The sequence below is a fragment of the Microbacterium sp. W1-4-2 genome (genome assembly GCF_058349885.2).
Genome location: NZ_JBYRJC020000001.1, coordinates 870,509 through 897,412, shown reverse-complemented (window position 1 = coordinate 897,412; position 26,904 = coordinate 870,509). Strand labels below are relative to the sequence as shown.

The window sequence follows — 26,904 nt, the reverse complement described above, 5'->3', positions numbered from 1 at the left end:
CGGATCAGCCGCGCAGCACGACGTCGTGCGCGACGTAGTAGAGCACCACGTCGATCCGATCCGTCGGCACGCCGTGCTTCTCGTGGTATGCGCGCCGGTACAGCTCGAGCTGCAGCATCCGCTCCTCGCGCTCGACGGCGCTGTGCGGCGGCGCCCCGGTCTTCCAGTCGACGATCTCGATGCGCTCGCCCCGCCGGTAGACGGCGTCGAGCTTGCAGATCGCCAGGTGCGGCTGCCCGTCCAGCCCGGTGAAGCGGAAGTCGATCTCGGTCTCGACGGCGATCGGCTGCAGCGGCGCCCACTCTGAGCGCGCGAACGCGTCCTTCAGACGCGAAAGCTCGGCCTCGTCGGCGGGTGCGAGATCCTGCGGGTCGTCGTCGCTCTCCCACAGCGCGTCGTCGAGCGAGCCCGCCGACCCGACGAGCCCCGATCTATGCTCCACCCAGGTGTGGAACAGGGTGCCCAGCCGGGTTTGACGGAACGGACGCTCGGGCATCGGCCGGGCGAGGGCAGCGACGGTGCCCGCATAGTCGGCGACGAAATCCTTGTATCGCGACGCGGGGATGCGCACGGGGGCACGAGTGGATGCCGGGGCCTGCCGCTCGGCGCGTTCGGCCAGCAGCAGCGCGAGGTCGGCGTCGGCGTCGAGGCGGGGCGCCCCGAGTGCCGAGCGCACGGCGGCCGCGGCATCCGTCACCCGCGCGCGCCGCGCACCCAGCGGGTCGATCGGCCAGCTCAGCAGCCGCCGTTCGCCGTCGTAAGGGTTCTCGCCCGGATCGGCGTCGGGCAGCATCACCCCCGCCGCCTGCGCGATCTCGACGAGGAACGGGCTGTGCAGGCGTGGCCGGGCCGTCCCCGACCAGGCACTGCCGCTCAGCAGCAGGTGGTCGCGCGCGCGGGTCACCGCCACGTACGCGAGCCGGCGGTCCTCGTCGATCTGGCGGGCCTTGTTCGCGGCGACGAAGTCGTCGATCGCGGCCTTGATCTCCTGCTGGGTCTGGGCGCCGCGCCAGGCCAGGGCGGGCAGCCAGGGCGCATCGCCGCGGAACTCGTACGGCAGCACGCCGAAGCCGAGCCATGCCTTCGTGTCCTTGGCTCCGGTGGGCAGCTCTCCGTCGACCATGCGCACGACGGCCACGGCATCCCACTCGAGCCCCTTCGACCCGTGGATCGTCAGCAGCTGCACGACGTCGTCCTCGGCGGGCTCGGTGCGCGGCGCGAACTCGTCGAGCTGCTCGGCGTGATCGAGCCACGCCAGCAGGCTCGTCAGCGACCCCGACTCGTCGGCCGCCAGGAACGCGTGCACCTCGTCGGTGAACGCCCGCAGCTGTGCGGAGGCCACCCGCGCCGGGCCCCGGGCCTCGTTGGCGGCCAGCTCGACGTCCAGCCGCAGCTCGCGCTCGATCAGGCGCACGAGCTCGACCACCGGGGCGGCGGCGGACTGTCGGAGGGCTGCGAACACCGTCCCCGCCTCGCGCAGCCGCTCGCGCGCCGCGGGCGTGAAGCCGGCCAGCCAGGTGTGCTCGTCGGGTACCCGCAGCACGAAGTCCAGGGCGTCCACGAGCGAGCCGGCATCGTCGCCGCCCGAGCGGATGCGCTCGGCCAGCGCGGGCTCGAGCCGCTGCAGCGTCGCGTCGTGCTGGGCGATGCGCCGCGACAGCGCTGCGAGCTCGCGCAGGTCGGCCAGGCCGATCGACCAGCGGGGGCCGGCCAGCAGCCGGATCAGCGCCGAACCCGCCCGCGGATCGCTGATGACCCGCAGGGCGCTGACGACGTCGACGACCTCGGGGGTGGACAGCAGGCCGCCCAGGCCCAGGATGCGGTGCGGGATGCCGCGGGCGGCCAGCGCATCGGCGAAGCGGACCATGTGCTTCTTGGTGCGGAACAGGATCGCACCGGTCGTGGACCGCCCGGCCGCCGCCCGTTCGTCCCGGACGGCCTGGAACCAGGCGGCGACCCGCGCGGTCTCGGCGTCGAGGTCGTCGTCGACGGCGATCTCGACAGCGCCGGCGGGCGCGTCCGCGCGCGGGAGCAGCGCCCCCACCGGCACCGGGGCCGACGCCGCAAGCGGAGCCAGCACCGCCTCTGCCGCGCGCAGCACGGCCCGGCTGTTGCGCCAGCTGGTCATCAGCGCGAACGAGCCGCAGTCCGTCTCGCGCGCGAACGCGGCGGCGAACCCGCCGAGGTTGCCCGAGCTCGCACCGCGCCAGCCGTAGATCGCCTGATGCGGGTCGCCCACGGCCATCACCGCCCGATCAGCGAACAGCGCCGAGAGCAGCTCGGTCTGCGCGACCGACGTGTCCTGATACTCGTCCAACAGCACGACGCTGAAGCGTGCGCGCAGTTCGGCGGTCACGGTCGGGTGGCCGCGCACGATGTGCAGGGCCCCGGCGACCTGGTCCGAGAAGTCGAGCACGCCCAGACGCCGCTTCTGGTCGTTGTAGTCGCGGGCCAGCGCCACCAGCAGCTCGAGCGCGTCGACGCACCCGACCGCCTTCGCGACGTCGGCGTAGACGGTGGTGCCGCGGCGGGTGGAGGGGAGGTCTGCCACCGTGCGGAACCGCTTCGGGAAGGCGGCGAGCTCGTCGAGGTCGACGAGGTGGTCGACGCCGTCGCGGGCGATCCGCAGGGCGGCATCGATCAGGGTGCGCGGGGCGCGCTCCACGGTCTCGAGCCGCGGGTCGTCTGCGGCGTACACGACCCGGCGCATGAGCAGCCACGCCGCCGATTCGCTGAGCACCGCCGCCTCGGGGTCGCGCCCGATCCGCACCGCGTGCTCACGCACGATCGCGTCGGCGAAGCTGTTGTAGGTCGACACCGTGGGACGGTGCAGCAAGGTCTCGGCATCCTGGCCCTGCGGCCGTGCGCCGGTGCGCGCCACGAGCCCCGCCAGCGCCGCGGCCCGTTCGCGTGCGCCGGCGCCGGTGCGCTCGATCGTGCCGAACACGTCGAGCCCGCCCGCGGCGTGCAGGGCCGGCAGGTGCTCGAGCAGGCCCGCACGCTCGAACTCGGCCAGGCGCGCCAGGCGCCGCTGGATGCGCTCGGCGAGCTCCCCCGCCGCCTTGCGGGTGAAGGTGAGCCCCAGGATCTCGTCACGGCGGACGATGCCGTTGGCGACGAGCCACACCACCCGGGCCGCCATCGTCTCGGTCTTGCCGCTGCCGGCGCCGGCGACCACGAGGGCCGGCGCCAGCGGCGAGGCGATCACCGCGCTCTGCTCGGCGGTGGGCGCGAACTGTCCGAGCGCGGCGGCGATCACCTCGGGCGTCAGCGCCGTCACGAGGCGCTCACCGGCCCGATCGTGTGGATGCGGCACAGCCCGTAGGTGTGCTCGTCGCGGCAGTGCTCCTCGAACGGAGCGGTGAACCGGGTGCCGCGCATCACCTCGACGGCGTCACGCACCCGCACGACGAACCGTCCGCGCGCCTCGTCGTCGAACGGCGGCTGCCACGGCTCGGCATAATCCTTGCCCTTCGCGCTCGGACGCAGCACCAGCAGCTTCGCTCCCCCCGGCGCGTGCCCGTCCACCCCCGGGATCGCCCCTTCGTCGAAGGCGAGCTGATACGCGGCCAGCTGCGGATTGTCGGCGACCTTCGGGTCGGTCTGCGGCTCGTTCTTGCCGGTCTTCAGATCGACGATGACGACCTTTCCGTCGGGGTGCAGCTCGACCCGGTCGATGTAGCCGCTGAGGATCGCGCCGTGCGCGGCCTCCTGCTCGGTCGCTTGCTCGGGCTCGGCGTCGCCCGCGGCAGCGATCGGGATGGGCACCTCGAAGTGCGGCTCGGCGTCGACGAGTCTGCCGCCGGCGGCCTCGAACCGGCGCAGGTACAGGTGCAGGCGGTGGACGAGGTCGCGCGCCTGCGTCTCGGTGGCGCGTTCGATCCATCCCGCCTCGAACTCGAGCTCGCCCCAGCGCGAGGCCACCTCGTCCCACAGCGCGGTCTCGTCGCTGCCGACGGCGTGCTCGAGGGCGGCGTGGATGATCGTGCCCAGCCCCGCCGTGGTACCGCCCGGGTCGCCGCCCAGGTCGCCGATGACCCAGTTGAGCTGACAGGTCTCAAGCGCCTCCAGCCGCGACGGCGAGACCCGCACGTCTTCGCGGGCGAGGTCGCGCAGGGGCCCGGTCGAGGTGGGGCCGACTACGCCGTACCACTCCTGCGGATCCGCTCCCCCGATCCCGGCGTCGGCGAGCAGTGCGAGCTGGCCGGCGGCGTGCGCGCGACGTTCGGCGACGGGGTGCCCGGCCGACGGCGGGCGGCCCGGGGCCGACGTGAGTGTCAGCGTGCGGCGGTGTGCGGCGACCAGACCGCGCAGCGACAGCGGGTGCGCGGCGAACGCGTCGGCGGGCACCGGGTCGGGCAGGAGCTCGAAGAACGGGCTCGGGCCGTTGTCGTCGTCGTCGACGGCCGTGATCACGACCCGCTCGCGGGCACGCGAGAGCGCCCGGGCGAACAGCCGCAGCTCGTCGTGCATCGCGGCCCGCCGGCGGTCGAGCACATCCGGCACGCCGGTGTCGCCCGCCGCCCGGGTGATCGCGTCGGCGAGCCGCCAGGTGTCCAGCAGGCTGCCGCGCAGCCGGGTGTTCGGCCACACACCGTCCTGCACGCCCGCGACCACGACGGTGTCGAACTCCCGCCCGAGGGCGCCCGCCGGGGTCAGCACCGAGACGCACGCCCCCGCCGGCGACTCGAAGCGGTCCTCGGCGACATCGCTGTGCAGGATGCCCCGCACGAACTCCATCGCGGTGCCCGCCGTGGCATCCTGACGCTCGCCGAACCGCTTCGCAGCCTGGAACAGCGCGACCACCGCGTCCAGGTCCCGGTTCGCCTGGTCCGCGATCGGCCCGGTGCCGCGTGCGGCCTGCGCCCAGGCCGTCTCGAGGCCCGAGCCGTGCCAGATCGTCCACAGCAGCTCGTGGGCCGTCGCGCCCCGGGCGAGCGCGTCGCCCACTTCGCCGAGCACGCGGGCGAGTTTCGCGGCCCGGCGCGCCTCGCGGGTGTCGACCGCATCGAACTCGACCGGGTGCCGGCAGGCGTCGGCCAACAGCTGGGACGCGGGTCGTTCGCCCCCGGAGCGCAGCTCTTCGTGCCGCAGCGCGGTGCGCAGGCGCCGCAGCTGCACCGGGTCGAAGCCGCCGATGACGCCCTGCAGGACGCCGGCGAGCTCGTCGGGCGTCCACGCGGACGCCTCCGCGGCCGCCAGCTCGACCACCGCGAGCAGGTCGCGCACCGGCCGCAGGGTGCCCAGCGCCCGGCCCGCTCCGGGTGAGCGGGCGGGCACCTCGCGGGCCGAGAGCTCCGACTCGAACGCGGCCACCTGACGCGTGTCGTGGGCGATCACGGCGCACCGCTCCCAGGCGACGCCGTCCCGCACGTGGCGTTCGCGCAGCAGCCGCGCGACGACGTCGTACTGCTCGGCGGCCGACCGCAGCAGCATCGTGCGCACGGTCTCGTCCCCGGCATCGGGGGCGTCGTCGCCGGTCGCGGCGCGCGGGGCACGACGGTGGGCGACGCCTGCGGCGGTGCCGATGTGCGCCGTGACGGCGCGGACGGCGTCGATGTTCGCAGCCGATCCCCGGTGCGGCTCGGCGAGCACGTGCACCGCGCCGAGCCGGGCGGTCAGTCGGGCGAAGTTCTCGGGCGTCGCTCCGCGAAAGACGCCGGATGCGACGTCGGGGTCGCCGAACGCCAGGACCGCAATGCCCCGGCTCAGGCACGCCTCGAGCAGGTCGACGCCCCCCGCCGTGAGCTCCTGCGCGTCGTCGACGACGATGGCCCGCACGTGCGCAAGCGCGCCCAGGTCGGCGGCCTCGGCGGTGCGCACGAGCGCGGCCGCCTCGCGGATCAGGCCTGCGGCGTCGCGGTGCGCACCGCGCATCTCGTCGCGCACGTGCAGGTAGTCGGCGAAGAACGAGGCGGCGGGGTGCCACACTTCGACCCCCGTGCTCTCGGCGAGCGCCGCCAGTCGCGACGGCTCGATGCCCAACGTGATGCACTCGGCCAGGAACGCCCGCATCTCGCTGCGGAACCCCGCCGTCGCGCGGATCTCGACCCCGAGCCAGTGCGGCCACCGGGGGCTTCCGGATGCCTCGTCCAGGGCGTCGCCCTCGAGCAGGTCCTGGATGATCCGGTCCTCGTCGCCGCCGGTGAGCAGGCGCGGCGGCTCGCCGCCGACCCGCACCTCGGCGCCGCGGATCACGCCGAACGCCAGCGCGGCCACCGACTGGGCCATCGCGCCCGACGTCGCCGCGCCCACGGCCAGTCCCAGCCGATCGCGCAGCGCGGTCGCCGTCTGCCGACTGGGCGTCAGCACACGCAGGTGATCGGCATCCATCCCCTCGCCGATCACCCGCTGCACCCGGGCGATCAGCGCCGCGGTCTTGCCGGTGCCCGGCGCGCCCACCACCACGCCGGTGGCGTCGACGGGAAGACCGACGACGGCCCGCTGGGCGTCGTCGAGGTCGAACGGCGGTCGGTCGGGTACCGCGGTCTGTGGCGCGTGCATCGCCTGCCACGGTAGCGCCCACCGCCGACATGTCCTCGCCGCCGACGTTCGCGCACAGCGTTCGCCGCAGCGCCGCCGGGCCGTGCGGGCGTGTCGTAGAGTGGCCGTACCAATGACCCCCGCCAGGAAAGGCAGTGCTCCGTGGAGATCCGCATCGGCATCGTGAACAACGGACGTGAGTTGAACTTCGAGAGCGCCGACTCCGCCGACACCGTGCGCGAGACGGTCACCGCTGCCCTCGAGTCGGGCGCGCCGCACGTGTCGTTCACCGATGACAAGGGCAACACGTTCATCGTGCCCACCGCGGGTCTGGCGTACGTCGAGTTGGGCACCGAGGACGTGCGTCGGGTCGGGTTCGTGGCCTGATGGAGATCCTGCTCGCCGTGATCTACGGCGCGGCGATCGGTGCCGTGGCGCACTTCACGATGCCCGGCCGCGACTCGCGCGGCGCGGGCCTGCCCCCGATGGCGGGCGCCGTGGCCGCAGGGGCGATCTGGACGATCCTGACCTGGGCGGGCTCGACCACCGGCAGCGCCTGGCTGTGGCTGGCCGGCTTCGCCGTGCCGACGATCATCGCTTTCGGCGGCCTCGCCGCCCTGACCGCGCTGCGCCGCGCACACGACACGCGTGCGCGGCAGCGGCTCGGCATCGCCTGACCCGTCGGCGCCGATCCGACAGACGGGGGTGATCAGGCCGCGAGCCCCATCGCCGCCATGCGGCGGGCGTGCGCACCCAGCAGTTCGGTGAACACCGGCTCCATCTGCTCGGTCTCGGCCGCGTCCAGCGTCGTGGTGCGCAGCGCCGCACGGGCGATCAGGATCGTGTCGCCGACCAGGCGCCGGCCCCACATCGCCAGGAGCGAGCGCAGTTCGTCGTCGCCCTCGATCGCGCGGGCGATGAGCTCGACGATCGCCTGACGCGCGTCGTCGCCCTGCAGGATCTTCGCGACCCGCTCCCCCGTGTCGCCGTAGCTGTGCGACAGCGCGTCGTAGAAGTCGTCGAGCATGCCCGCGGTGATGTGCACCGACAGCATCGTCTCGGCGGGGCGCACGCCGTGCGTCGCCGCGCGGAACGCGTCCAGGGGCTCGCGGAACGGCAGCATCAGCGTCGTCGGGTCGGCGTCGCGCCGGCGGATCAGCTCCACCAGCTCTTCGTGCTTGGTCAGCGCCGCACCCGCCGCACGCGAGAGCGCCTCTTTCTCGGCGAGCTCGGGCGTCGCCGCGATGAGCTCGCTCAGCGTCTCGAAATAGCCCAGCTGAAGATAGGCAGCCTGGCCGAGGAACGTGTCGACGTCGGGCGCGAGCGCCTCGAACGCGACGCGCGTGGCGTCGCCGACGTCGTCGCGCGAGCGCAGGCGCAGGGTGCGCACCGCGGGCCGGCGCCGTTTGAACCAGTCGAACACGCCGTCCAGCCTACGGCCCGGCCCCCTCTGCGGCCGGAACCGTCCGACGTCGTGTCCGTCCCGCCGGCCGCCCGGAGGCCGCCACGCGCGGCCGAATCCAGCGCCGGTGAGCGCGACGGGTAGACTCGACGTGTCCCGGCGACGGATCGGGACCCCCGCGCCTGTGGAATCGAAAGGGCGTGGATCACCGCCCGGCGGCCGACGCGCCGCCTCGTTCACAAAGGCCACATCATCGTGACGACTTTCGCCGACCTCGGCGTCGATCAGGACATCATCGACGCGCTCTCCGCCCGCGGCATCACCGACGCCTTCCCCATCCAGGAGCAGACGATCCCGCTGAGCCTTCCCGGACAGGACATCATCGGGCAGGCCAAGACCGGCACCGGAAAGACCTTCGGCTTCGGCATCCCCGTGGTCCAGCGGCTGGGCTCCGATCCCGCCCCCGGGGTACAGGCCCTCATCGTCGTGCCCACCCGAGAGCTCGCCGTCCAGGTGTACGAAGACATCGACATGCTCACCGCCAACCGCTCCACGAGCGTCGTCGCCATCTACGGCGGCAAGGCGTACGAGGGGCAGATCGAGCAGCTGAAGGCGGGCGCGCAGATCGTGGTCGGCACGCCCGGCCGTCTCATCGACCTGGCCGGCCAGCGCCTGCTGGACCTGTCGCACGCGGTCGAGGTCGTGCTCGACGAGGCCGACAAGATGCTCGACCTCGGATTCCTGCCCGACATCGAGAAGATCTTCCAGAAGCTTCCGGCCGTCCGGCACACGCAGCTGTTCAGCGCGACGATGCCCGGCCCGATCGTCGCCCTCGCGCGCCGGTTCATGTCCGGCCCGATCCACATCCGCGCCTCCGACCCCGACGAGGGGCTGGCCCAGGCCAACATCCGCCACCTGGTCTATCGCGCGCACTCGCTCGACAAAGACGAGGTGATCGCCCGCATCCTGCAGGCCGAGGGCCGGGGCAAGACCGTCATCTTCACGCGCACCAAGCGCGCGGCGCAGAAGCTCGTCGACGAACTCGGCGACCGCGGCTTCAACGCGGGCGCCGTGCACGGCGACATGAGCCAGGAGTCGCGCGAGCGCTCGATGGCCGCGTTCAAGGCGGGCCGCAAGGACGTGCTGATCGCGACCGACGTCGCCGCCCGCGGCATCGACGTCGACGACGTGACCCACGTCATCAACCACACCGTGCCCGACGACGAGAAGAACTACCTGCACCGGGTCGGTCGCACCGGGCGCGCCGGCAAGACGGGTATCGCGGTCACGTTCGTGGACTGGGAGGACCTGCACAAGTGGGCCCTGATCAACCGGGCTCTCGACTTCGGCATGCCCGATCCCGCCGAGACGTACTCGTCGAGCCCGCACCTGTACGCCGACCTCGACATCCCCGAGGGGACGAAGGGCCGTATCACCACGGCCCCGCGCACGCAGACGGTCAAGACGCGCACGCGCACACCGGAGCGGGCAGCGGATGCCGCAGCCGACGCGGGCGACGGTGCGACGACCAAGCGCCGCCGTCGTCGGCGCCGCGCGAGCGGTGCCGAGCAGGTCGGGGCGACCTTCCACGACGGCACCCCGAACGCGGAGTCGGGCGGCGAGCCGGGCTCCGACGGCTCGGCGCCGCCCGCCCGCATCACGGCTGCCGACGCCGCGGACGGCACAGGGACCCACGACGGAGGCGGCGCCGAGCACCGTGACGGCAAGCCCGCCGCGGCACGCCGTCGCCGGCGCCGCCGCCGCTCGGGCGCCGGATCGCCGACGCCGGGCGCCTGACCGGCGGGTCCCCTGACCGGCCCCGTCGCCCGGCCCCGTCACGGGTAGACGGGGGCGCTTCCCGTGCCGCGCTCGATGATGCGCTGCACCATCTCGTCGCCGGTCGTGTGCTCCCCTGGCAGGTTGGGCTTTCCGGCCCCGTGATAGTCGCTGGACCCCGTCACGATGAGATCACGGTCCGCGACCAGCCGGCGCAGGATCCGCACCCCGGGCTCGAGGTTCTCGCGGTGGTCCAGTTCGAAACCGGCCAGGCCCGCATCGAGCATCGCGTACAGCAGCGCGTGCGGCAGCACGCCGGCACGGCCGGCGGGGTGCGCGATGACCGGCACGCCGCCGGCGTCGTGGATGAGCCCGACCGCCATCACCGGGTCGGGCGCGTACAGGTCGACGTAGTAGTCGCCGCGCGGGCTGAGGATGCCCGCGAACGCCTCGTGCCGGTCGCGCACGTGCCCGCGGGCGACGAGGGCGTCGGCGATGTGCGGGCGCCCCACGGTCGCTCCGTCGCTGGTCTGCGCGACGATGTCGTCCCAGGTGAGGTCGTAGTCGCGCGCGATGCGGTCGGCCATCATCCGCGCGCGGTCCCGCCGGGAGACGCGCACCTTCTCGGTCATGCGCCGCAGGGCCTCGTCGTCGGGGTCGAGCAGGTAGGCCAGCACGTGGACGCTGCGCCATTCGTACTTGGCCGACATCTCCATGCCCGGGATGAACGTCATCCCGAGCGACGTCGCCGCCTGCGCGGCCTCGGCCCATCCCGACGTCGTGTCGTGGTCGGTCAGGGCCACCGTGCGCAACCCGTGCTCATGCGCGGAACGCATCACCTCGGCCGGCGGCTGCGTCCCGTCGGACCGGTCCGAATGCAGGTGCAGATCGCTCGGGCCCCGGAATCTGTCCGCCCCATGGACCGGGTCTGCTCCACGGACAGAGTGCAACGCCATTCCCCGAGAGTAGCGTGGCGCTGCGCGCCGATCTCTCAGGCTGACGACATAGAGTCGCCTGGTGCTTCGCCTTCTCGGGATCCTGGTGGCCGTGCTGTGCGCGATCGCAGCCGCGATCCTGACCTGGCCGGAGTTCTTCCACCTCGAGCGCATGTATCCGATCGCCCAGATCGTCGCCTTCCGGGGCCTCGTCGCGGCCGGGTTCGCCGCACTCATGATCCTCTTGCTGCTGCTCGCGCTGATCCGTCCGATCCGCCTGTTCGCGGCATCCCTCGCTCTCATCATGCTGCTGGGCGCAGTGGCCAACGCCGGCATCGTCGTCGTGCGCGGCACCGGCAGCGACGCCCTGCCGGCCAAGAAGGACGGCAGCGTGCGGGTGATGACGTGGAACACGGCCGGTGAGGCGACGTCGCCGAACGCGATCGCCCGGACGGCGGTCGCGATGGACGCCGACATCGTCACGCTGCCCGAGACCACGATCTCGACCGGCGAGAAGGTCGCCGTCGCGATGCGCGACCTCGGGCACCGGATGTGGGCGTACCACACGCAGTACGGCGCACACGGGTGGGACGCGAGCTCGACGACGGTGCTCATCTCGCCGCGGCTCGGCACCTACTCGGTGATCGAGTCCTCGGCCGACGGCTCGAGCAACACCTCCACGGTGCCGTCGGCGGTGGCGATGCCGGTGGACGGGAAAGGGCCGATCGTGGTCGCCGCGCACGCGGTGGCGCCCCGCGCGGACTACATGGGCGCGTGGCGGCACGACCTGCAGTGGATCGCCGATCAGTGCGCGACCGACGACGTGATCATGGCCGGCGACTTCAACGCCACGGTCGATCACATGGCGGGACTCGGCGTGGGCGGGGGCACGCTCGGCCGCTGCCGGGACGCCGAGAACGCCACCGGCAACGGCGCAGTGGGCACGTGGCCGACCTCGCTGCCCCCGCTGGCCGGCGCCCCGATCGACCATGTGATGGCGACGGATGCCTGGACCGCGGTCGGTTCGGTCGTCCTCACGTCGATGGACGGCGGCGGCAGCGACCATCGTCCGCTCGTGGTGCAGCTCGATCCCGCGCGCTGACCCCGCAGACGGCCGGCATCGGCGTGCGTGCGAGACTGGAGGCATGACCACGTCAGCCGATTCCACCGCGAGCACCGCCGCCAAGAGCACGAGCGAGAACCGCCGGCAGCCCTTCCCCCAGGGCTTCCTCGACACGATCTCGACCGGGTGGGCCGCCCGGCCCCAGACGCTGCCCGTGGCGCGCGAGCAAGCGCCCTATGCCGCGGCGCGACGCGCACGGCTTTCGGCGCAGTTCCCCGGGCGGCGCCTGGTGATCCCCGCCGGGGACGCCAAGCAGCGCAGCAACGACACCGACTATCCGTTCCGCCCGCACTCGGCGTTCTCGCACTTGACCGGGTGGGGAGCCGACGCCGAGCCGGGCTCGATGCTCGTGCTCGAGCCGGCCGCATCCGGCCATGACGCGACCCTGTACTTCCGCGAGCGCGCCGACCGCACGACCCCGGAGTTCTACGGCGACGCCTCGGTCGGCGAGTTCTGGATCGGGCCGCGCCCGTCGCTTCAGGCCGTCGCCGCCGAGCTCGGCATCGCCACCGCGCACATCGACGACTACGCCGATCGCGACGGTCAGCTGGTCGCCGGCGCCGACGCCGAGCTGACCCGCGTCGTCTCGGAGCTGCGCCTGATCAAGGACGCGTACGAGATCGCGCAGCTGCGCGCCGCCGTCGCCGTCACCGCCGACGGGTTCGACGACATCGTCCGCGAGCTGCCGGCCATCGTCGCGCACCCCAAGGGCGAGCGCATCGTCGAGGGCGTGTTCCACCGCCGTGCGCGCAGCGACGGCAACTGGGAGGGCTACGACACGATCGCGGCCGCCGGCCCGCACGCCTGCTACCTGCACTGGACCCGCAACGACGGCGCCGTCGTGCCCGGAGATCTGATGCTGGTGGATGCCGGTGCCGAGCTGGACAGCCTGTACACGGCCGACATCACCCGCACGATCCCGGTGGCGGGCACGTTCACCGACGTCCAGCGCAAGATCTACGAGACCGTGCGCGAGGCCGCCGACGCGGCCTTCGCAGCAGCCCGGCCGGGCGTGACGTTCCGCTCCGTGCACGAGACCGCGATGGGCGTGATCGCCCGCCGCACCGCCGAATGGGGTCTGCTGCCGGTCAGCGCCGACGAGGCGCTGGATGCCGATCGGGGCGGCCAGCACCGCCGGTACATGGTGCACGGCACGAGCCACCATCTCGGCCTCGACGTGCACGACTGCGCGCAGGCGCGCCGTGAGATGTACTACGACGGCCTGCTCGAGCCGGGCATGGTGTTCACGATCGAGCCGGGCCTGTACTTCCAGATCGACGACGAGACCGTGCCGGCCGAATACCGCGGCATCGGCGTGCGCATCGAGGACGACATCCTCGTCACCGCCGATGGGGTAGAGAACCTGTCGGCGGCGCTCCCCCGCACCGCCGACGAGGTCGAGGCCTGGGTCGCGCGCCTGCGGGGCTGACCGGCACCGCGCGCCGTCAGCGCACGTGCGCGAGCAGCCAGGGCAGGACGCGAGCGGCGATCTCGGCGCCGATCTGATCGCCCGGGCGCTTGCGGCCGGCGACCTCGAAGCCGTGACCGCCGCCGTCGACCCAGTCGAGGGTCGCGTCGCGGCAGGAGCCGACGGCGTGCTCGAGCTGGTCGTGCGGGTCGACGAACGGGTCGCGCGTGCCCGAGACGAACAGCTGCGGGGCCGCGATCTGCGGCAGGTGGGCGATGCGCGGGGCGTCGGGCTTTCCGGGCGGATGCAGCGGATACCCGAGGTAGACGAGCCCTGCCGGCGCGATCAGTCCCTCGGCGGCCGCCATCGAGGCCATCCGTCCGCCGTAGGACCGGCCGGCCGCGAACCACGGCACGTCGGCATCGATGCCGCCGGCAAGGCCGGCCATCGCCCGCCACGCGGCGATCGCGTGGGCCGCGGGCCCCGGCATGCGCCGCCCGGCCTGCGAGTACGCGAAGTTGAACCGCACCGCGCGCAGCCCCGCCCGCGCGAGCGCCTCGGCGAAGCCGACCAGGAACGGGTGGTCCAGCCGCGTGCCGGCGCCGTGCGCCACGATCACCGTCGCCGTGGCCTCGGCCGGCTCGTGCACGGCGGCGTCGACCTCGACGGTCGCGGACGGCAGCGCGACCGGGACGGTCAGCTCACGCCTGACGATCGCCGTCATGCGGCCGGTCGTCGTCGTGCCGCCCGTTGCCGGATCCGGACTCCGCGTCATCGGCGGGAGCCGCGTCGGCCTTCTCGGGCGCTTCGGCACCGGCGGCCGGTTGCGCCTCCTCGGCCGCTTGCGCATCCTCGGGGGGATCGGCGATCCGTTCGCCGTAGCGCGGCGGCTCCGGCCGCTCCCGCTGCGGTTCCTCGTGCTGCGGTTCCTCGTGCTGCGGCTCCGCCTGCTGCGGCTGCTCGTGGTCTGCCGCGTCACGTCGCGGAGCCTGCTCGCCGTAGGCGGGCGGCGTGATCCGCTCGCCGTACCGGGGCGGCGGGGATGCGGCATCCGGATTCGCCGGCGGGGGCGCCGAGACCGTCTGCGACGCCGTCGGCCGGTGCGGGACCTGCCCGGGCGCGGAGCCGATGATCTCGCGTGCACGATGGATGCTGCCGGCCAGCACGGTCACGTCGTAATGGTCGGCGACCACCTGCATCACCGAGGCGAAATCCCGGCGACGCCGGACGACGGCATATGCCCCGATGCTCATGAGCATGCCCAGCGCCACGCCGATGAACAGGACGCCGATGAACACCGGCACGGAGACGGTGGGGCTGCCGAGCAGGAAGATCGCGGAGAAGAACAGGCCCAGCAGCAGGCCGTTGATGGCGCCGGTGCGGGCGGCGGTGGCATACCCGAGCTTGCCGGTGACCCGCTCGATCGAGCGCAGTCCGAAGCCGACGATCGCGATATCGCGCGCCGGGACGTCCCCTGCGATCAGCGTGGACACGGCCTTCTGCGCGGCCTCGTACGTCGGGAAGCTCGCGACCGTGTCGCCGACCTCGGCTCGTCCCTGCGGAACCCGCGGCATGCTCATCTGACCATCTTGTCACGCCCCGGGCGGCGCTCTGCCGAGCGCGCCCGGCGGGCGGCTACGCTGGGACCGTGAGCACGCAGAGGGTATTCGTCGCCCGCCTCGCGGGCTGCACGGTCTTCGATCCCGCGGGTGATCGCGTCGGGCGCGTGCGCGATGTGGTCGTGATCTACCGCAAGGACGATCCGCCGCGCGTCGTCGGGCTGGTCGTCGAGATCCGCGGGCGCCGCAACGTGTTCCTCTCCATCGGCCGGGTCACCTCGATCGCCACCGGACAGGTCATCACCACGGGCCTGATCAACGTGCGCCGTTTCCAGCAGCGCGGCGGCGAGGTGCGGGTCATGGTGGAGCTGCTCGGCCGCAAGGTGTACTTCCGCGACGGATCGGGTCACGCGGTCATCGAGGACGTCGCGATCGAGCAGGACCGGCTGGGCATGTGGAACGTCGGCCAGCTGTTCCTGCGCAAGCCGAAGACGAGCGCGTCGCCGTTCGCGAAGGGGCCCACGACGTTCGCGAACTGGAGCGAGGTGCGCGAGAACCAGGCGCCCGGCGAGGCGCAGTCCGCCGAGCAGCTGGTTGCCACCTACTCCGAGCTCAAGCCGGCCGATCTCGCCAACACCCTGCTCGACCTGCCCGACGACCGCCTGCTCGAGGTCGCCGAAGAGCTGCCCGACGACCGGCTCGCCGACGCCCTCGAAGAGATGCCGGAGGGCGAGCAGGTGCACATCCTCGAGCAGCTGGGCGACGAGCGCGCCGCCGACATCCTCGACGCGATGGAGCCGGACGACGCCGCGGACGTTCTCGGTCAGCTGCCCGAGAACCGGCTCGAGAAGCTGCTGGACCTCATGGAGCCCGAAGAGGCCGAGGATGTGCGGGCCCTCCTCAAGTACGGGCCCGACACCGCGGGCGGCCTCATGACCAGCGAGCCGATCGTGCTGCCTGCCGACGCGACGGTGGCCGAGGCGCTCGCCCTGATCCGCCGGCACGAGCTGCACCCGGCCCTGGCCGCGGCGGTGTTCGTGACGCTGCCGCCGTACGAGACGCCCACCGGGCGGCTGCTGGGCACGGTGCACTTCCAGCGGATGCTGCGCTACCCGCCGCACGAGCGGCTGGGCGCCATCATCGACGACACCGTGGACGCGGTGCCCGTGACGGCCTCGGCGACCGAGGTGGCGCGGCTGCTGGCCAGCTACAACCTCGTGTCGATGCCGGTCGTGGACCCCGCGCAGCGCCTGGTGGGCGCCGTCAGCGTCGACGACGTGCTCGACTATCTGCTGCCCGAGGACTGGCGGTCGCAGGACGCCGATGACAACGCCGGCCCGGTCGTCCCCACCCCGACCGCGAGCATCCCGAGGCGGCGTTGATGGCGCGCGCGACGAGCCTGGACGCGCCGCGAGGTCTCAGCGGCATGCGCGCGCGCACCGCGCAGCCCTCGCGCGACCGCTTCGGCCGGTTCACCGAGTGGGTGGCGCGCGCGATGGGCACGCCGGCGTTCCTGGCGAGCCTGACGATCTTCTGCGCCGCCTGGATCGCGTGGAACACGCTCATGCCCGCCGCGGTGCGCTTCGACTCCGCGGCGAACGGCTTCACGGCGCTCACCCTCATGCTCTCGCTGCAGGCGTCGTACGCCGCGCCCCTCATCCTGCTCGCGCAGAACCGTCAGGACGACCGTGACCGCGTGCAGATCGAGCAGGACCGCCAGCGCGCCGAGCGCAACCTCGCCGACACCGAGTACCTCGCCCGCGAGATCGTCGCGCTGCGGATGGCGATGACCGAGCTGTCGGGCGAGATCATGACGCGCGAGACGCTGCGCCAGGAGCTGAAGGCCATGATCGAGCAGCTGGACGCGCGCGGCGACGGCGCGACGTCGTGACCGCGCCGGACCCGCTGGACGCGCTGGGCGAGGCGGTCCGCGCGGCCGTCGGCGCGGTGGTCGACCCCGAACTGCGCCAGCCGATAGCGACCATGGACATGCTGCGCGAGATCCGGGTGGACGAGGATGCCACGGCCCACGTGGGCATCGCGCTCACGGTGGTCGGCTGCCCGATGTCGGAGAAGATCACCGCCGACGTGGACGCCGCCGCCCGCGCTGTGCCGGGCGTGCGCGACGTCGCCGTCGAGGTGGCGGTGATGACCCCCGACGAGCGGATGGCCCTGGTCGCCCGGCTGCGCGGCAGCCGCGCGTCGCACGCGGTGGGATTCGGCCAGGGCAGTCGCACCCGCGTGATCGCGGTGACCAGCGGCAAGGGCGGGGTCGGCAAGTCGACGCTGACGGCGAACCTGGCCGTCGCCCTCGCCCGGCTCGGCCTGCGGGTGGGCCTGGTCGACGTCGACGTGCACGGCTTCTCGATCCCCGGCCTCATGGGACTGACCGACGCCGCCGGGCGGGCGCCGCATCCCACCCGCATCGACGACATGATCCTGCCGCCGGTCGCACACGATGTGAAGACGATCTCGATCGGCATGTTCCTGCGCGACCAGGACGCCGGGCGCGCGGTGGCCTGGCGCGGTCCCCTGCTGCACCGTACCGTCCAGCAGTTCCTCACCGACGTGCATTTCGGCGATCTGGACGTGCTGCTGCTGGACATGCCGCCGGGCACCGGCGACATCGCCATCACGGTCGGCCAGCTGCTGCCGACCGCCGGTGTGCTCGTGGTGACGACTCCGCAGCCGGCGGCCGTGGACGTCGCCGTGCGCAGCGGGCAGGTCGCGCGCCAGACCGGCCAGCACGTGATCGGCGTCGTGGAGAACATGGCGCCCATGGCGATGCCCGACGGCACCGTGCTCGACCTGTTCGGCGCCGGCGGCGGGCAGCGTGCGGCCGACGCCCTGTCGCTCGACGGCGAGCCCGTGCCGCTGCTCGCATCGGTCCCGCTGAGCCCCAGGCTGCGCGCCGCCGGCGACGCCGGCACGCCGATCGTCGTCGCCGACCCCGCCGACCCCGCCGCCGTGCGGATCACCGCCCTCGCCGAGGCGCTGGCACCGCGGCGCCGGGGCGCGGTCAACCTCGGCAGCACCGGACTTCCGGCCTCCCCCGATCGTTGAGAAGGCCGGGCGCTGCGCGACGCCATCGCTCAGCCACCGCTGGGGGCCCGATACGCCACCGTTCCGCCGACGACGGTCGCCGCGACCTCGATCGCCTCGATGTCGCCGACGGGCGTCGTGACCGGGTCCTCGCCGAGGGCGGCCAGATCTGCGACGCAGCCGGCCGCGATCCGTCCGAAACGGTCCTCGAGCCCCGCAGCATACGCGGCGCCGGCGGCGTACGCGGCCAGGGCGTCGCCCACGCCGAACGGCGGCACCGCGCCGATCGCACCCGCAGACCCGCTGCGCTGCACGGCCGCCTGGATGCCCCGCAGCGGCGTCACCGGCTCGACCGGCGCGTCCGATCCGAACGCGATGCGGGCACCGTGGGCGCGCAGGCGCGACCAGCCGTACCCGACGAGATCGTGCCCGGGCAGCATGCGTTCGATCAGCGGACGATCGCTGGCCCAGTGCGACGGCTGCTGCGAGGCGATCACGCCCAGCGCGGCGAATCGCGGCACGTCGGCCGGGCGCAGCAGCTGCGCGTGCTCGATGCGCAGTCGCAGACCCGCCGCGCGGGCGTACGGCATCCATCGCTCATACGCGTCGAGGACGGCGGTGTTCGCCGCATCGCCGATGGCGTGGGTGGCCACCGCGATCCCCGCGCGCACGGCGCGGCCGACCAGGTCGTCCAGCCGAGCCGCATCCAGCACCTCGACGCCGCGGTTGGCCGGGTCATCGGCGAACCCCTCGCTCATGTGTGCGGTGTGCGATCCGAGCGCGCCGTCCGAGAAGAGCTTGACCGGACCGGTGGTGAGCCGGTCGTCGCCGGCGTACGTGCGGCACCCCTCGGCGATCGCGGCATCCAGTCGCTCCATCGGGATGCCCTTGTGCACCCGCACGCGCAGGCGCCCCTCGCGATGCAGCCGGGCGATCGCGGCCGCGGCGTCGGCGCCGTCGAAGTCGGTGATGTGCGTGATTCCAACGGCCAGCAGCACCCGCTGCACATGCTCGACGGGTTCAGTGATATCGCTGCCCGCCGCCCGCTCGGCCGCCCCGGTCAACAGCGACACCGCGGCCTCGCGCACCACGCCCGACGGCTCGGTCGAGCCGGGCTCGCGTTCGATGCGGCCGCCTTCGGGATCGGCGGTGGCCGCGTCGATGCCGACCGCGCGCAGTGCGGCGGTGTTCGCCCATACGGTGTGACCGTCGATGCTCGACAGGCATACCGGCCTCGCCGGGCTGATCGCGTCCAGCGCATGGCGTGTGGGCGTCTCGGGCCCGGACCAGCGGTTCGCATCCCACCGCCCGCCGGTGATCCACGCCGTCCCCCGTGGTCGGCTCGCGACGTACGCCCGGATCAGCGCGAGGGCCTCGTCGAGGGTGCGTGCCGGGCGCAGGTCGACCGCGTCCTGCTCGCGGGCCAGATGCGACACATGCACGTGCGCGTCGTGGAAGCCGGCCACCACGACGGCCCCGGGCAGCTCGACCTCGCGCGCGCCGCCCGGTGCGAGCTCGCGCACGTCGCCGCGCGTGCCTGCGGCTCGGATCACCCCGTCGATCACGAGCAGGGCCTGCGCCCGGCCGCCGTCGGCCAGCACGATGTTCGGGTGGACGAGGATTGCCGGCGCACTCATGCGGTCCACGATACGACCGCGCCCACGGCCCACCCGCGCCCGCGGGCGCCGCTCAGAGGTAGTCATCGGGCGCCAGCACGCGCACCCCGCGGTCGTGCAGCAGGAACTGCCCGCGCACGCGCACCCCGCCCGCCGCGCAGGCCGCCCCCAGCTCGCGCGCCCAGGTGCGCTCGTCGTCGCCGATCCGCGGTCCGCCGCGCCGCTCCCACACGAACACGGCCTGGGCCAGGTCGAACTCGCGCATCACCATGCCCACCCGGGCGGCCAGCAGCTGCGCGCACGTGCAGGTGCCGAGATCCTCGGTGTCGTTCTCGCCCAAGGGATCGAACGGCAGATCGTCGCACGGCATCAGCGGTCCCTTCTCGAGATCGTCGCCGTCGAGGAACAGCATCCAGAACTGCCGTCGGATCGCGCCCTGCAGGAGGAACTCGAGGCGCTCGGTCAGTAGCGTGTCGTCGGAGAGTCGTGCCGGCTGGTCGGCGGCGGTCGGTGTACTCATGACACCAGCCTGGCTGCCGGCGGCATCCGATGGGAGCGCGCGGGCCGATCCGTGGAGAACCCGCCCACCGGTTCCCGCCTGTGCAGGAGGCGGTGGGTCAGGTGGCCTCGGTGTCGTAGGGCACCGGCGCCCCGGGCGTGAACGCCTGCCGAGCCGCGGCGGCCGCTGCGGGAGGCGCGACCTGGGGCGCTGCCGGGTGCGAGGGTGTGTCGTCGAGCAGCGCCTCGCGGATGATGCGCCGCGGGTCGTACTGGCGCGGGTCGAGGCTGCGCCAGTCGACGTCGTCGCCGAGCTCGTCCTGCATCCGCTCCTTCGCGCTGCCGAGCAGCTCACGTCCCCGCTTGACGGCCTGCGCGAGCATCGCAGCGTAGCGGGGCAGGCGCTCGGGGCCGAGAATGAGCGCGGCGATCACTCCGATCACCACGAGCTTCTCGATCGTGAGCCCGAAGATCATGGATTCAGATTACCCGTCGTGGCGGGTCGGAAGCCCCCAGCCGCTCACGTAGGCTGTCGGGCGGAGGACAGCGCATGACAGAGCACGACGCGAACCAGCGGTTCGTCCAAGAGGCCACGAACGAGCCCGAGCACATCGCCCGTGCCCGCGCGCACGCCCTCGAGCTCGGCGCCGCCCCGATCAGCCCCGCCGTCGGCGCCCAGTGCGCGGTGATCGCCGCCGCGACCAATGCCCAGAGCATGATCGAGGTCGGCACCGGCGCCGGCGTGTCGGGACTGTGGCTGCTGCACGGCGCCCCGCGTGCGATCCTGACCACGATCGACAGCGAGCCCGAGCACCTCGGGGTTGCCCGGCAGTCGTTCGCCGAGGCGCGCATCCCCGCCGCGCGCGCACGTTTCATCGCCGGTCGCGCCGCCGAAGTGCTGCCCCGCATGAACGAGGGCTCGTACGACGTCGTGCTGGTCGACGCCGATCCCGAGGGCGTGATCGAGTACGTCGAGCACGGTCTGCGCCTGGTCCGCCCGGGCGGCACGGTGCTCGTGCCCCGGGTGCTGGCCGGCGGTGCCGTGGCCGATCCGGTGCGACGGGATGCCGTGACCAGTGCGTTCCGTTCGCTGATCCAAGAGACCCAGGCCTCGCCGGCGGTCATCGGCGCCCTCTCGATCACCGGCGAAGGGCTGCTGCAGCTGACCACGATCCGCGAGAACGACGCCGTACACACGTCAGCGGCCGGTCTGCCGACCGGCCGCTGACGCTGCATCGCTGATGGTGAACTACGCGTTCACGACACCGCCGAGCACGTCGTAGAGCTCTTTCGCTTCTGCGTCGTTCACGGAGACGACGAGGCGTCCGCCACCTTCGAGCGGAACGCGCACGATGATCAGGCGCCCCTCCTTCACGGCCTCCATCGGCCCGTCTCCGGTTCTCGGCTTCATGGCTGCCATCGTGGCTCCTGTTCGTCGTGGTCTGGAAGACAAGTCTATCGTGCGGTCCGGACCCCGCAGAATCACGCATCTACCCGCGTTGATCATGGGATCTGCCAGAACGTGTTGCCAAGGCCGTACATGTTGTAGATCCACCACCACTGACCCGCCAGGCACACGATCAGCACGCCCGCACGCCAGATCCGTGAGCGGGGCACGGCCGCCGCGCCCCACAGCGGCGACATCGGCACGAGCAGACGGAAGACGCTGGACTGCGGGAAGAACACGGCCAGCAGGTACACGAGGTACGACGCCGACCACAGGCGGATCTCGGGCCCGACCCGACGCACCCGGGGCCCGAAGGCGAGCGCGGCCGCGAAGGCTGCGATCACGACGGCCAGCACGACGTATCCCGTCACCTCGCCGAGCCCCCACGTGCGGAACCAGAACGCCGCAGCCTGCCAGAACGCCGCGAACGGTGCGAACGCCCCATCGTCCCCCGGGAGCCAGCCCCGCCGCCAGCTGAGCTCGGTGAGCATGTAGGCATCGGGCACGCCGGTGACCGCCCCGGCGATCACCGGCCACGAGAAGCCGGCGGCCAGCGTGAGCAGCCCGAGCGCGACGATGTGGAGCGCCTCGGCGCGTCGCAGCGGCTCGATGCGCCGGGTGAACCAGCGCTGCACACCGTGCAGGCAGAGGAACAGCGCGAAGGCCAGCACGCCGGGTCGGGTGAACGCCATGAGCAGGACGAGCGGGTACAGCCAGCCGTACCGGCGGTGCGCCACGCACCACAGTGCGAGGAACAGCCACAGCATAAACAGCGACTCGGCGTACCCGATCTGGAAGATCGCGGCCAGCGGCGCGCAGGCGAAGAACACGACCGCCCAGGTCGCGGCATCCTGGTCCAGCCGCGGGCGCAGCAGAAGGTAGAGCACGAGACAGGCGAGGTAACCCGCCACCAGCGAGATGCCGATCGCCGCCGGCTGCCACCCGGCGCCCTCGCCGCCGAGCAGGCGTGCAAGGTACGGGTACACCGGCATGAACGCCCACTGGTTCTGCACCACGGCGCCTGTCGAATCGGTCGGCAGCGCCGTCGGATAGCCGTGCACCGCGATGAACCAGTACCACTGGGCGTCCCAGCCCATCAGAAGGGTCCCGATGCTCGGCCGCGGGCCGAATCGCGAGCCGAACGTCGACAACTGGGCGGCGCCCCAGAAGAACGCCATCGTGACGGCCCGCGCCGCCACGTACAGGATGGCGATACGTGCCGCCGCCGGCACTCGGTGCCAGCCGCGGGCGCCGGCGCCCGCCCGGGTCAGCTCGGCGAGAGCCACGCGCGCAGCCCCCGCTCGACCGCCTCGATCTGGGCCACGGCCACGCGCTCCTCGTCGTGGTGCGCCAGGTGCGGGTCTCCGGGGCCGTAGTTCACGGCCGGGATGCCGAGGGCCGAGAACCGTGCCACATCGGTCCAGCCGTACTTCGGCTGCGGCACGGCGCCGACCGCCTCGACGAACTCCTGCGCGAGCGGGGCGTCCAGCCCCGGTCGCGCGCCGGCCGAGGCATCCGTCACCTCGACCTCGAAGCCCTCGAAGACATTGCGCACGTGCGAGACGGCCTTCTCGATCGAGCGGCTCGGCGCGAAACGGTAGTTGACCTCGACCTCGCACACGTCGGGAATGACGTTGCCGGCGATCCCGCCGCCGATCCGCACGGCGTTCAGCCCCTCGCGGTACACGAGCCCCTCGACCGCGACGTCGCGCGGGCGGTACTCGGCGAGCCGCTCGAGCACGGGCGCCGCCGCGTGGATCGCGTTCTCGCCGATCCACGAGCGCGCGCTGTGCGCCCGGACGCCGTGCGTGCGCACGATGACGCGGAGGGTGCCGTTGCAGCCCCCTTCGACCTCGCCGTCCGACGGCTCACCGAGGATCGCGAAGTCGCCCGCGAAAAGATCGGGCCGATTCTGCGAGAGCCGGTTCAATCCGTTGCGGGCCGCGTCCACCTCTTCGTGGTCGTACCACATCCACGTGATGTCGACACGGGGATCGGTGAGCTCTGCTGCCAGCTTCAGCTGCACGGCGACGCCGGCCTTCATGTCGACGGTGCCGCGGCCCCAGATGTAGGGCTCGCCGTCGATGTCGATGTCACGCGTGGGCACGTTGCCGTTGATCGGGACGGTGTCGATGTGCCCCGCGATCACGACCCGTCGATCGCGTCCGAGGTTCGTGCGCGCGACGATCGTGTCGCCGTCGCGGAACAGCTCGAGATGGGAGCAGTGATCGAGCGCCGCGTGGATGGCGTCGGCCAGCGCCGTCTCGTCGTCGGACACGCTCGGTATGTCGCACACGGCCCGGGTCAGATCGACGGAGGACTGAGACAGGTCGAGCTGCGGCATCCTCCGAGTCTAGTCAGGGGTCATATGACGCCGCCCGGAGCGCGAGCGGGCGGCCACGGCGATACCGTGGAGGCATGAGCGACGCGCGCTGGATCTTCGGAACGGGCCTGACTACGATCGCGGGCGACGGCTCCGTGCTGGATGCCTGGTACCCGACGCCGCGGGTCGGACGCGCCGACGGCACCACCGTGGCCACGCGCGCGGCCGATCTGCAGTCGTCGACCGGGGAGGACGCGCGCCGTGGCGTGCGCGTGGAGATCGTGGAGCTGCAGATCGATCTCGACGCGGCTCCGGCATCCACCGCCGACGCGTATCTGCGCCTGCACGCGCTCTCGCACCGGCTGGCCGTGCCCAACACCGTGAACCTGGACGGAATCTTCCGCTTCCTTCCGACGGTCGCATGGACGAACGCGGGGCCGGTGCTGCCGGACGATCTGGACAGGCTGCGGCCCGGGCTGCGCGCCGCCGGGATCCAGGTGCAGGGCATCGACAAGTTCCCGCGGCTGACCGACTACGTGACCCCGCCGGGCGTGCGTATCGCCGACGCCGCGCGGGTCCGGCTGGGCGCCCACCTCGCCCCGGGCACGACCGTCATGCACGAGGGCTTCGTGAACTTCAACGCCGGGACGCTCGGCGCCTCGATGGTCGAGGGGCGCATCTCGCAGGGGGTCGTCGTCGGCGACGGCAGCGACATCGGCGGCGGCGCCTCGATCATGGGGACGCTGTCGGGCGGCGGTACGCACCGCGTGTCGATCGGCGCCCGGTGCCTGCTGGGTGCGAACGCGGGCGTCGGCATCTCGCTCGGCGACGACTGCGTCGTCGAGGCGGGGCTGTACCTGACCGGCGGCACGAAGGTCGTGCTGGCCGCCGAGCCCGCCCGCGCCGACGGCAGCCGGCCGACCGTGAAGGCCGCCGAGCTCTCGGGGCGGGGCGGGGTGCTGTACCGCCGCAACTCGCTGACCGGCGCGGTCGAGGCGCTCCCCCGCGCCGGCGTCGGGGTCACACTGAACGAGGCGCTGCACGCCTGACCGCATCGCGTGAGCGCGGGCGTCAGCGCCGGATCGCGTTGATCGCGAGGCCGAGCACCCGCTCGCGCTGGGCTTCGTCGTCGAAGGATGCCACGGCAGCGACGCCCGAGACGAGCTTGACCACGTCGCCGATGGTGACGGCCGGGTCGACCTCACCCGCCGCCTGCGCGCGCGCCAGCAGCGGCTCGCCTGCGGCGAGCATGATCGTGCGGCACTCGGTGAGCACCTCCGACCGTCGGTTGAGACCGTCCAGCAGCGCGTGCTTCGTGCCCACGTACGAGACGAACCGGTCGAGCCAGGCGCGCAGCGCGTCCCACGGCCCCAGGTCGGCGACCTCGTCGGCGGCGTCGGCCAGCGCGTCGACCTCGCCGAGGTAGAGCGTCTCGATCAGGTCGTCGCGGGTCGGGAAGTTGCGGTACAGCGTGCCGATGCCGACGCCGGCCCGACGGGCGATGTCTTCCAGCGATGCCGACGAGCCCTCTTCGGCGAACGCGGCGCGGCCCGCCGCCACGAGGGCGTCGAAGTTGCGTGCGGCGTCGGCGCGCCGAGGGCGCCTCGCATCGAGCGCGGGTACTCGTGCGACGACCGGCATGGCTGCGAATCCTTCCGCCGACCGGACGCATGCGGCGTCCGGAAAAAATCTTGACACAGATCTTGCGATCCGGAGGCATCCTCCGCTAATCTCTAAACGGAGGCTTCCTCCGTTCGGAGACCTCCTTCCACTTTACTCCGCATTCACCGGATCCGCATCCCTCGGAAGGCCTGTCGATGCCCACTTCCTCCTCCCCCTCCTACCGCTCCGCGTTCCTCGCCATCGCGGTCAGCGTCGCCTCCCTGGCACTGCTGCAGAACCTCGTCATCCCCGTGATCCCCCTCATCGCCGGCGACTATGGTGTGACGGCGGACGCGGCATCCTGGACCATCACCTCGTGGCTCATCGCCGCAGCCGTGGCCACCCCCGTGCTCGGACGCCTCGGCGATCTGCGCGGCCGCCGCAACACGTTCCTCGCGGTCCTGGCCGTCGTGGCCGTGGGCGACATCGTCGCCGCGGTCGCGCCGAGTCTTGCCGCCCTCATCGCCGGGCGGGTGCTGCAAGGCGTCGGCGGGGCGCTCTTCCCTCTCGCGTTCGGGCTGCTGCGCGACGTCATGCCGCGCGAGCGGCTGACCGGTGCCATCGGCGCGACGAGCGCCATCATCGGCATCGGAGGCGCCGCCGGCAGCGTCCTGGCGGGGCCGCTGGCAGAGCTCCTCGGCTGGCACGGCATCTTCGCCGTCCCGTTCGTGACGGCCGTCGCCGGCATCCTGCTCATCCTGACGCTGGTGCCGCGCTCGGGACTGCGGGCCGTCGGCCGCGTGAACACGCTCTCGGCGTCGCTGCTGTCGGGCTGGCTCATCGCACTGCTCGTGCCGCTGAGCTCCGGCGCGCGCTGGGGCTGGGCATCGCCCCTGACGATCGGTCTGTTCGTCGTCGCCGCGGCACTGCTCGCCGCGTGGGTCGTCGCGGAACTGCACGCGCGCGAGCCGCTCGTGGACCTGCGGCTCATGGCAGGTCGTGCGATCTGGCCCGTGAATGCGGCGTCACTGCTGATCGGCGCCGCCGCATTCGGCTTCTGGGGCTACCTGCCGCAGTTCCTCGAGACACCGGTCGCGTCCGGATGGGGCCTCGGCCTGGACGTCCAGGGCGCCGGCCTCGCACTCCTTCCCCTGCTGGTGGGCATGTCCAGCGTCGGGTTCGCAACCGGCGCGATCGCGCGCCTCATCCCGCTGCGGATCATGCTGGCCCTCGGCGCCCTGTCGATGGCGGCGGGCGTCGTGTTCGCGGTCGCAGACCACGACGCCCTGTGGAAGCTGGCGATCGCCGGCGGCGTGTTCGGGCTCGGCATCGGGCTCGCCTACGCCGCGGCCGCGAGCATCGTGGTCGAATCGGTTCCGGCCGACCGCACCGGCATCGCCACCGGTGTGAACGCGAACCTCCGCACGATCGGCTCGGCCATCGGGTCGGCGTTCACGACGGCCGTCGTGTTCGGCACCGTGCGCCCTGGCGCCACGCCGGCGCTGGACGGGTACACGCTCGCGTGGCTGTCGCTGGCCGCCGCCGCCGTCGCCGGCGCGGTGATCATGCTCGTCGTGCGGCCGCGTCGTGTGCGGGGTGCTGCGGTCCCGGTCATATCGTCTCCCGGTGCCGATGCATCCGACGCGTCCAGCGAGGACCTCGTCGACGCGGCGTGACACCCCACGACGGG

General features: G+C 72.9%; 24 protein-coding genes. 11 read left to right on the top strand and 13 right to left on the bottom strand.

From position 1 onward, the window contains the following. Nucleotides 1-4: 4 nt before the first annotated feature. Together AC3RX0_RS04005 and AC3RX0_RS04000 are read right to left on the bottom strand one after the other, a co-directional pair. Entirely contained in the window at nt 5-3,280 is a 3,276-nt protein-coding gene (locus AC3RX0_RS04005; RefSeq protein WP_491504640.1) for an ATP-dependent DNA helicase, read from the bottom strand. Further along, entirely contained in the window at nt 3,277-6,504 is a 3,228-nt protein-coding gene (locus AC3RX0_RS04000) for an ATP-dependent helicase (protein WP_491504639.1), read from the bottom strand. Before AC3RX0_RS04000 ends, AC3RX0_RS04005 begins: the two co-directional genes overlap by 4 nt. A 141-nt stretch (nt 6,505-6,645) precedes the next feature. Between AC3RX0_RS04000 and AC3RX0_RS03995 the strand changes: the two genes are divergently transcribed. Together AC3RX0_RS03995 and AC3RX0_RS03990 are read left to right on the top strand one after the other, a co-directional pair. Continuing rightward, a complete protein-coding gene (locus tag AC3RX0_RS03995; RefSeq protein ID WP_491504638.1) occupies nt 6,646-6,870 on the top strand; it encodes a DUF3107 domain-containing protein in 225 nt (74 codons plus the stop codon). Beyond that, a complete protein-coding gene (locus AC3RX0_RS03990; protein ID WP_491504637.1) occupies nt 6,870-7,160 on the top strand; it encodes a GlsB/YeaQ/YmgE family stress response membrane protein in 291 nt (96 codons plus the stop codon). The genes AC3RX0_RS03995 and AC3RX0_RS03990 overlap by 1 nt, the downstream gene beginning before the upstream one ends. A 32-nt stretch (nt 7,161-7,192) precedes the next feature. On the opposite strand, the gene AC3RX0_RS03985 is transcribed toward AC3RX0_RS03990, so the two are convergent. Next, the gene (locus AC3RX0_RS03985) at nt 7,193-7,906 is read right to left on the bottom strand and encodes a ferritin-like fold-containing protein (protein WP_491504636.1); all 714 of its coding nucleotides are present in this window, start codon (nt 7,904-7,906) and stop codon (nt 7,193-7,195) included. A gap of 234 nt (nt 7,907-8,140) precedes the next feature. On the opposite strand from AC3RX0_RS03985, the gene AC3RX0_RS03980 reads away from it, so the two are divergent. After that, nucleotides 8,141-9,682, top strand: a complete 1,542-nt coding sequence (locus AC3RX0_RS03980) for a DEAD/DEAH box helicase (RefSeq protein ID WP_491504635.1) — start codon at nt 8,141-8,143, stop codon at nt 9,680-9,682. Between the two features lie 38 nt (nt 9,683-9,720). On the opposite strand, the gene AC3RX0_RS03975 is transcribed toward AC3RX0_RS03980, so the two are convergent. Next, complete coding sequence (locus tag AC3RX0_RS03975; RefSeq protein WP_491504634.1) at nt 9,721-10,617, bottom strand: PHP domain-containing protein; 897 nt, start codon at nt 10,615-10,617, stop codon at nt 9,721-9,723. 61 nt (nt 10,618-10,678) lie between these two features. On the opposite strand from AC3RX0_RS03975, the gene AC3RX0_RS03970 reads away from it, so the two are divergent. Next, nucleotides 10,679-11,698 carry an endonuclease/exonuclease/phosphatase family protein gene (locus tag AC3RX0_RS03970; RefSeq protein ID WP_491504633.1) on the top strand — a complete coding sequence of 340 codons (1,020 nt, stop codon included), beginning with the start codon at nt 10,679-10,681 and terminating at the stop codon, nt 11,696-11,698. A 43-nt stretch (nt 11,699-11,741) separates the two neighbouring features. After that, nucleotides 11,742-13,148 carry an aminopeptidase P family protein gene (locus tag AC3RX0_RS03965; protein WP_491504632.1) on the top strand — a complete coding sequence of 469 codons (1,407 nt, stop codon included), beginning with the start codon at nt 11,742-11,744 and terminating at the stop codon, nt 13,146-13,148. A 16-nt stretch (nt 13,149-13,164) separates the two neighbouring features. Here AC3RX0_RS03965 and AC3RX0_RS03960 read toward each other — a convergent pair whose 3' ends face one another. Together AC3RX0_RS03960 and AC3RX0_RS03955 are read right to left on the bottom strand one after the other, a co-directional pair. Further along, entirely contained in the window at nt 13,165-13,851 is a 687-nt protein-coding gene (locus tag AC3RX0_RS03960; RefSeq protein ID WP_491504631.1) for an alpha/beta hydrolase family protein, read from the bottom strand. Further along, the gene (locus tag AC3RX0_RS03955; RefSeq protein ID WP_491504630.1) at nt 13,829-14,707 is read right to left on the bottom strand and encodes a YflT domain-containing protein; all 879 of its coding nucleotides are present in this window, start codon (nt 14,705-14,707) and stop codon (nt 13,829-13,831) included. The genes AC3RX0_RS03960 and AC3RX0_RS03955 overlap by 23 nt, the downstream gene beginning before the upstream one ends. A 68-nt stretch (nt 14,708-14,775) precedes the next feature. Between AC3RX0_RS03955 and AC3RX0_RS03950 the strand changes: the two genes are divergently transcribed. Genes AC3RX0_RS03950 through AC3RX0_RS03940 form a run of 3 tightly spaced genes read left to right on the top strand, consistent with a single transcriptional unit; the run spans nt 14,776 to nt 17,749 of the window. Next, nucleotides 14,776-16,068, top strand: coding sequence for a magnesium transporter MgtE N-terminal domain-containing protein (locus AC3RX0_RS03950; protein WP_491504629.1), 1,293 nt, complete (start codon nt 14,776-14,778; stop codon nt 16,066-16,068). Further along, complete coding sequence (locus AC3RX0_RS03945) at nt 16,068-16,577, top strand: DUF1003 domain-containing protein (RefSeq protein WP_491504628.1); 510 nt, start codon at nt 16,068-16,070, stop codon at nt 16,575-16,577. Before AC3RX0_RS03950 ends, AC3RX0_RS03945 begins: the two co-directional genes overlap by 1 nt. Beyond that, the gene (locus AC3RX0_RS03940) at nt 16,574-17,749 is read left to right on the top strand and encodes an Mrp/NBP35 family ATP-binding protein (protein WP_491504627.1); all 1,176 of its coding nucleotides are present in this window, start codon (nt 16,574-16,576) and stop codon (nt 17,747-17,749) included. Before AC3RX0_RS03945 ends, AC3RX0_RS03940 begins: the two co-directional genes overlap by 4 nt. 29 nt (nt 17,750-17,778) lie before the next feature. Here the strand turns inward: AC3RX0_RS03940 and AC3RX0_RS03935 are convergent, their stop codons facing one another. The 3 genes from AC3RX0_RS03935 to AC3RX0_RS03925 form a co-directional block, all read right to left on the bottom strand. Further along, nucleotides 17,779-19,365 carry an amidohydrolase gene (locus tag AC3RX0_RS03935; RefSeq protein WP_491504626.1) on the bottom strand — a complete coding sequence of 529 codons (1,587 nt, stop codon included), beginning with the start codon at nt 19,363-19,365 and terminating at the stop codon, nt 17,779-17,781. A gap of 52 nt (nt 19,366-19,417) precedes the next feature. After that, nucleotides 19,418-19,864 (bottom strand): hypothetical protein, encoded by a 447-nt coding sequence (locus AC3RX0_RS03930; protein ID WP_491504625.1) that lies wholly within the window; start codon nt 19,862-19,864, stop codon nt 19,418-19,420. 97 nt (nt 19,865-19,961) lie between these two features. After that, nucleotides 19,962-20,318, bottom strand: coding sequence for a twin-arginine translocase TatA/TatE family subunit (locus AC3RX0_RS03925; protein ID WP_491504624.1), 357 nt, complete (start codon nt 20,316-20,318; stop codon nt 19,962-19,964). Between the two features lie 74 nt (nt 20,319-20,392). Here AC3RX0_RS03925 and AC3RX0_RS03920 point away from each other — a divergent pair, with 74 nt between their 5' ends. Then, nucleotides 20,393-21,070 carry an O-methyltransferase gene (locus tag AC3RX0_RS03920; RefSeq protein WP_491504623.1) on the top strand — a complete coding sequence of 226 codons (678 nt, stop codon included), beginning with the start codon at nt 20,393-20,395 and terminating at the stop codon, nt 21,068-21,070. Nucleotides 21,071-21,091: 21 nt separating this feature from the next. On the opposite strand, the gene AC3RX0_RS03915 is transcribed toward AC3RX0_RS03920, so the two are convergent. The 3 genes from AC3RX0_RS03915 to dapE all read right to left on the bottom strand — a co-directional run bounded on the left by AC3RX0_RS03915 (nt 21,092) and on the right by dapE (nt 23,633). After that, nucleotides 21,092-21,262, bottom strand: a complete 171-nt coding sequence (locus AC3RX0_RS03915; RefSeq protein ID WP_084515728.1) for a DUF3117 domain-containing protein — start codon at nt 21,260-21,262, stop codon at nt 21,092-21,094. 83 nt (nt 21,263-21,345) lie between these two features. Next, nucleotides 21,346-22,575, bottom strand: coding sequence for a putative hexosyltransferase (locus AC3RX0_RS03910; protein ID WP_491504622.1), 1,230 nt, complete (start codon nt 22,573-22,575; stop codon nt 21,346-21,348). Next, nucleotides 22,557-23,633, bottom strand: coding sequence for a succinyl-diaminopimelate desuccinylase (dapE, locus tag AC3RX0_RS03905; protein WP_491504621.1), 1,077 nt, complete (start codon nt 23,631-23,633; stop codon nt 22,557-22,559). Before dapE ends, AC3RX0_RS03910 begins: the two co-directional genes overlap by 19 nt. 74 nt (nt 23,634-23,707) lie before the next feature. Here dapE and dapD point away from each other — a divergent pair, with 74 nt between their 5' ends. Further along, complete coding sequence (gene dapD, locus AC3RX0_RS03900; RefSeq protein WP_491504620.1) at nt 23,708-24,661, top strand: 2,3,4,5-tetrahydropyridine-2,6-dicarboxylate N-succinyltransferase; 954 nt, start codon at nt 23,708-23,710, stop codon at nt 24,659-24,661. Between the two features lie 22 nt (nt 24,662-24,683). Here dapD and AC3RX0_RS03895 read toward each other — a convergent pair whose 3' ends face one another. Further along, nucleotides 24,684-25,253, bottom strand: a complete 570-nt coding sequence (locus AC3RX0_RS03895; RefSeq protein ID WP_491504619.1) for a TetR/AcrR family transcriptional regulator — start codon at nt 25,251-25,253, stop codon at nt 24,684-24,686. Between the two features lie 176 nt (nt 25,254-25,429). On the opposite strand from AC3RX0_RS03895, the gene AC3RX0_RS03890 reads away from it, so the two are divergent. After that, nucleotides 25,430-26,890 (top strand): MFS transporter, encoded by a 1,461-nt coding sequence (locus AC3RX0_RS03890; protein WP_491504618.1) that lies wholly within the window; start codon nt 25,430-25,432, stop codon nt 26,888-26,890. The last annotated feature ends 14 nt before the right edge of the window (nt 26,891-26,904 follow it).

Excerpts from the sequence above, each read along its gene's own strand:
- AC3RX0_RS03895 (WP_491504619.1), bottom strand. The coding sequence starts at position 25,253 with ATGCCGGTCGTCGCACGAGTACCCGCGCTCGATGCGAGGCGCCCTCGG.
- AC3RX0_RS03930 (WP_491504625.1), bottom strand. The coding sequence starts at position 19,864 with ATGAGTACACCGACCGCCGCCGACCAGCCGGCACGACTCTCCGACGAC.
- AC3RX0_RS03965 (WP_491504632.1), top strand. The coding sequence starts at position 11,742 with ATGACCACGTCAGCCGATTCCACCGCGAGCACCGCCGCCAAGAGCACG.
- AC3RX0_RS03945 (WP_491504628.1), top strand. The coding sequence starts at position 16,068 with ATGGCGCGCGCGACGAGCCTGGACGCGCCGCGAGGTCTCAGCGGCATG.
- AC3RX0_RS03990 (WP_491504637.1), top strand. The coding sequence starts at position 6,870 with ATGGAGATCCTGCTCGCCGTGATCTACGGCGCGGCGATCGGTGCCGTG.
- AC3RX0_RS03890 (WP_491504618.1), top strand. The coding sequence starts at position 25,430 with ATGCCCACTTCCTCCTCCCCCTCCTACCGCTCCGCGTTCCTCGCCATC.
- dapE (WP_491504621.1), bottom strand. The coding sequence starts at position 23,633 with ATGCCGCAGCTCGACCTGTCTCAGTCCTCCGTCGATCTGACCCGGGCC.
- AC3RX0_RS03925 (WP_491504624.1), bottom strand. The coding sequence starts at position 20,318 with ATGATCTTCGGGCTCACGATCGAGAAGCTCGTGGTGATCGGAGTGATC.
- AC3RX0_RS03960 (WP_491504631.1), bottom strand. The coding sequence starts at position 13,851 with ATGACGGCGATCGTCAGGCGTGAGCTGACCGTCCCGGTCGCGCTGCCG.
- AC3RX0_RS03975 (WP_491504634.1), bottom strand. The coding sequence starts at position 10,617 with ATGGCGTTGCACTCTGTCCGTGGAGCAGACCCGGTCCATGGGGCGGAC.
- AC3RX0_RS03915 (WP_084515728.1), bottom strand. The coding sequence starts at position 21,262 with ATGGCAGCCATGAAGCCGAGAACCGGAGACGGGCCGATGGAGGCCGTG.
- AC3RX0_RS03955 (WP_491504630.1), bottom strand. The coding sequence starts at position 14,707 with ATGAGCATGCCGCGGGTTCCGCAGGGACGAGCCGAGGTCGGCGACACG.
- AC3RX0_RS03935 (WP_491504626.1), bottom strand. The coding sequence starts at position 19,365 with ATGAGTGCGCCGGCAATCCTCGTCCACCCGAACATCGTGCTGGCCGAC.
- AC3RX0_RS03920 (WP_491504623.1), top strand. The coding sequence starts at position 20,393 with ATGACAGAGCACGACGCGAACCAGCGGTTCGTCCAAGAGGCCACGAAC.
- dapD (WP_491504620.1), top strand. The coding sequence starts at position 23,708 with ATGAGCGACGCGCGCTGGATCTTCGGAACGGGCCTGACTACGATCGCG.
- AC3RX0_RS04000 (WP_491504639.1), bottom strand. The coding sequence starts at position 6,504 with ATGCACGCGCCACAGACCGCGGTACCCGACCGACCGCCGTTCGACCTC.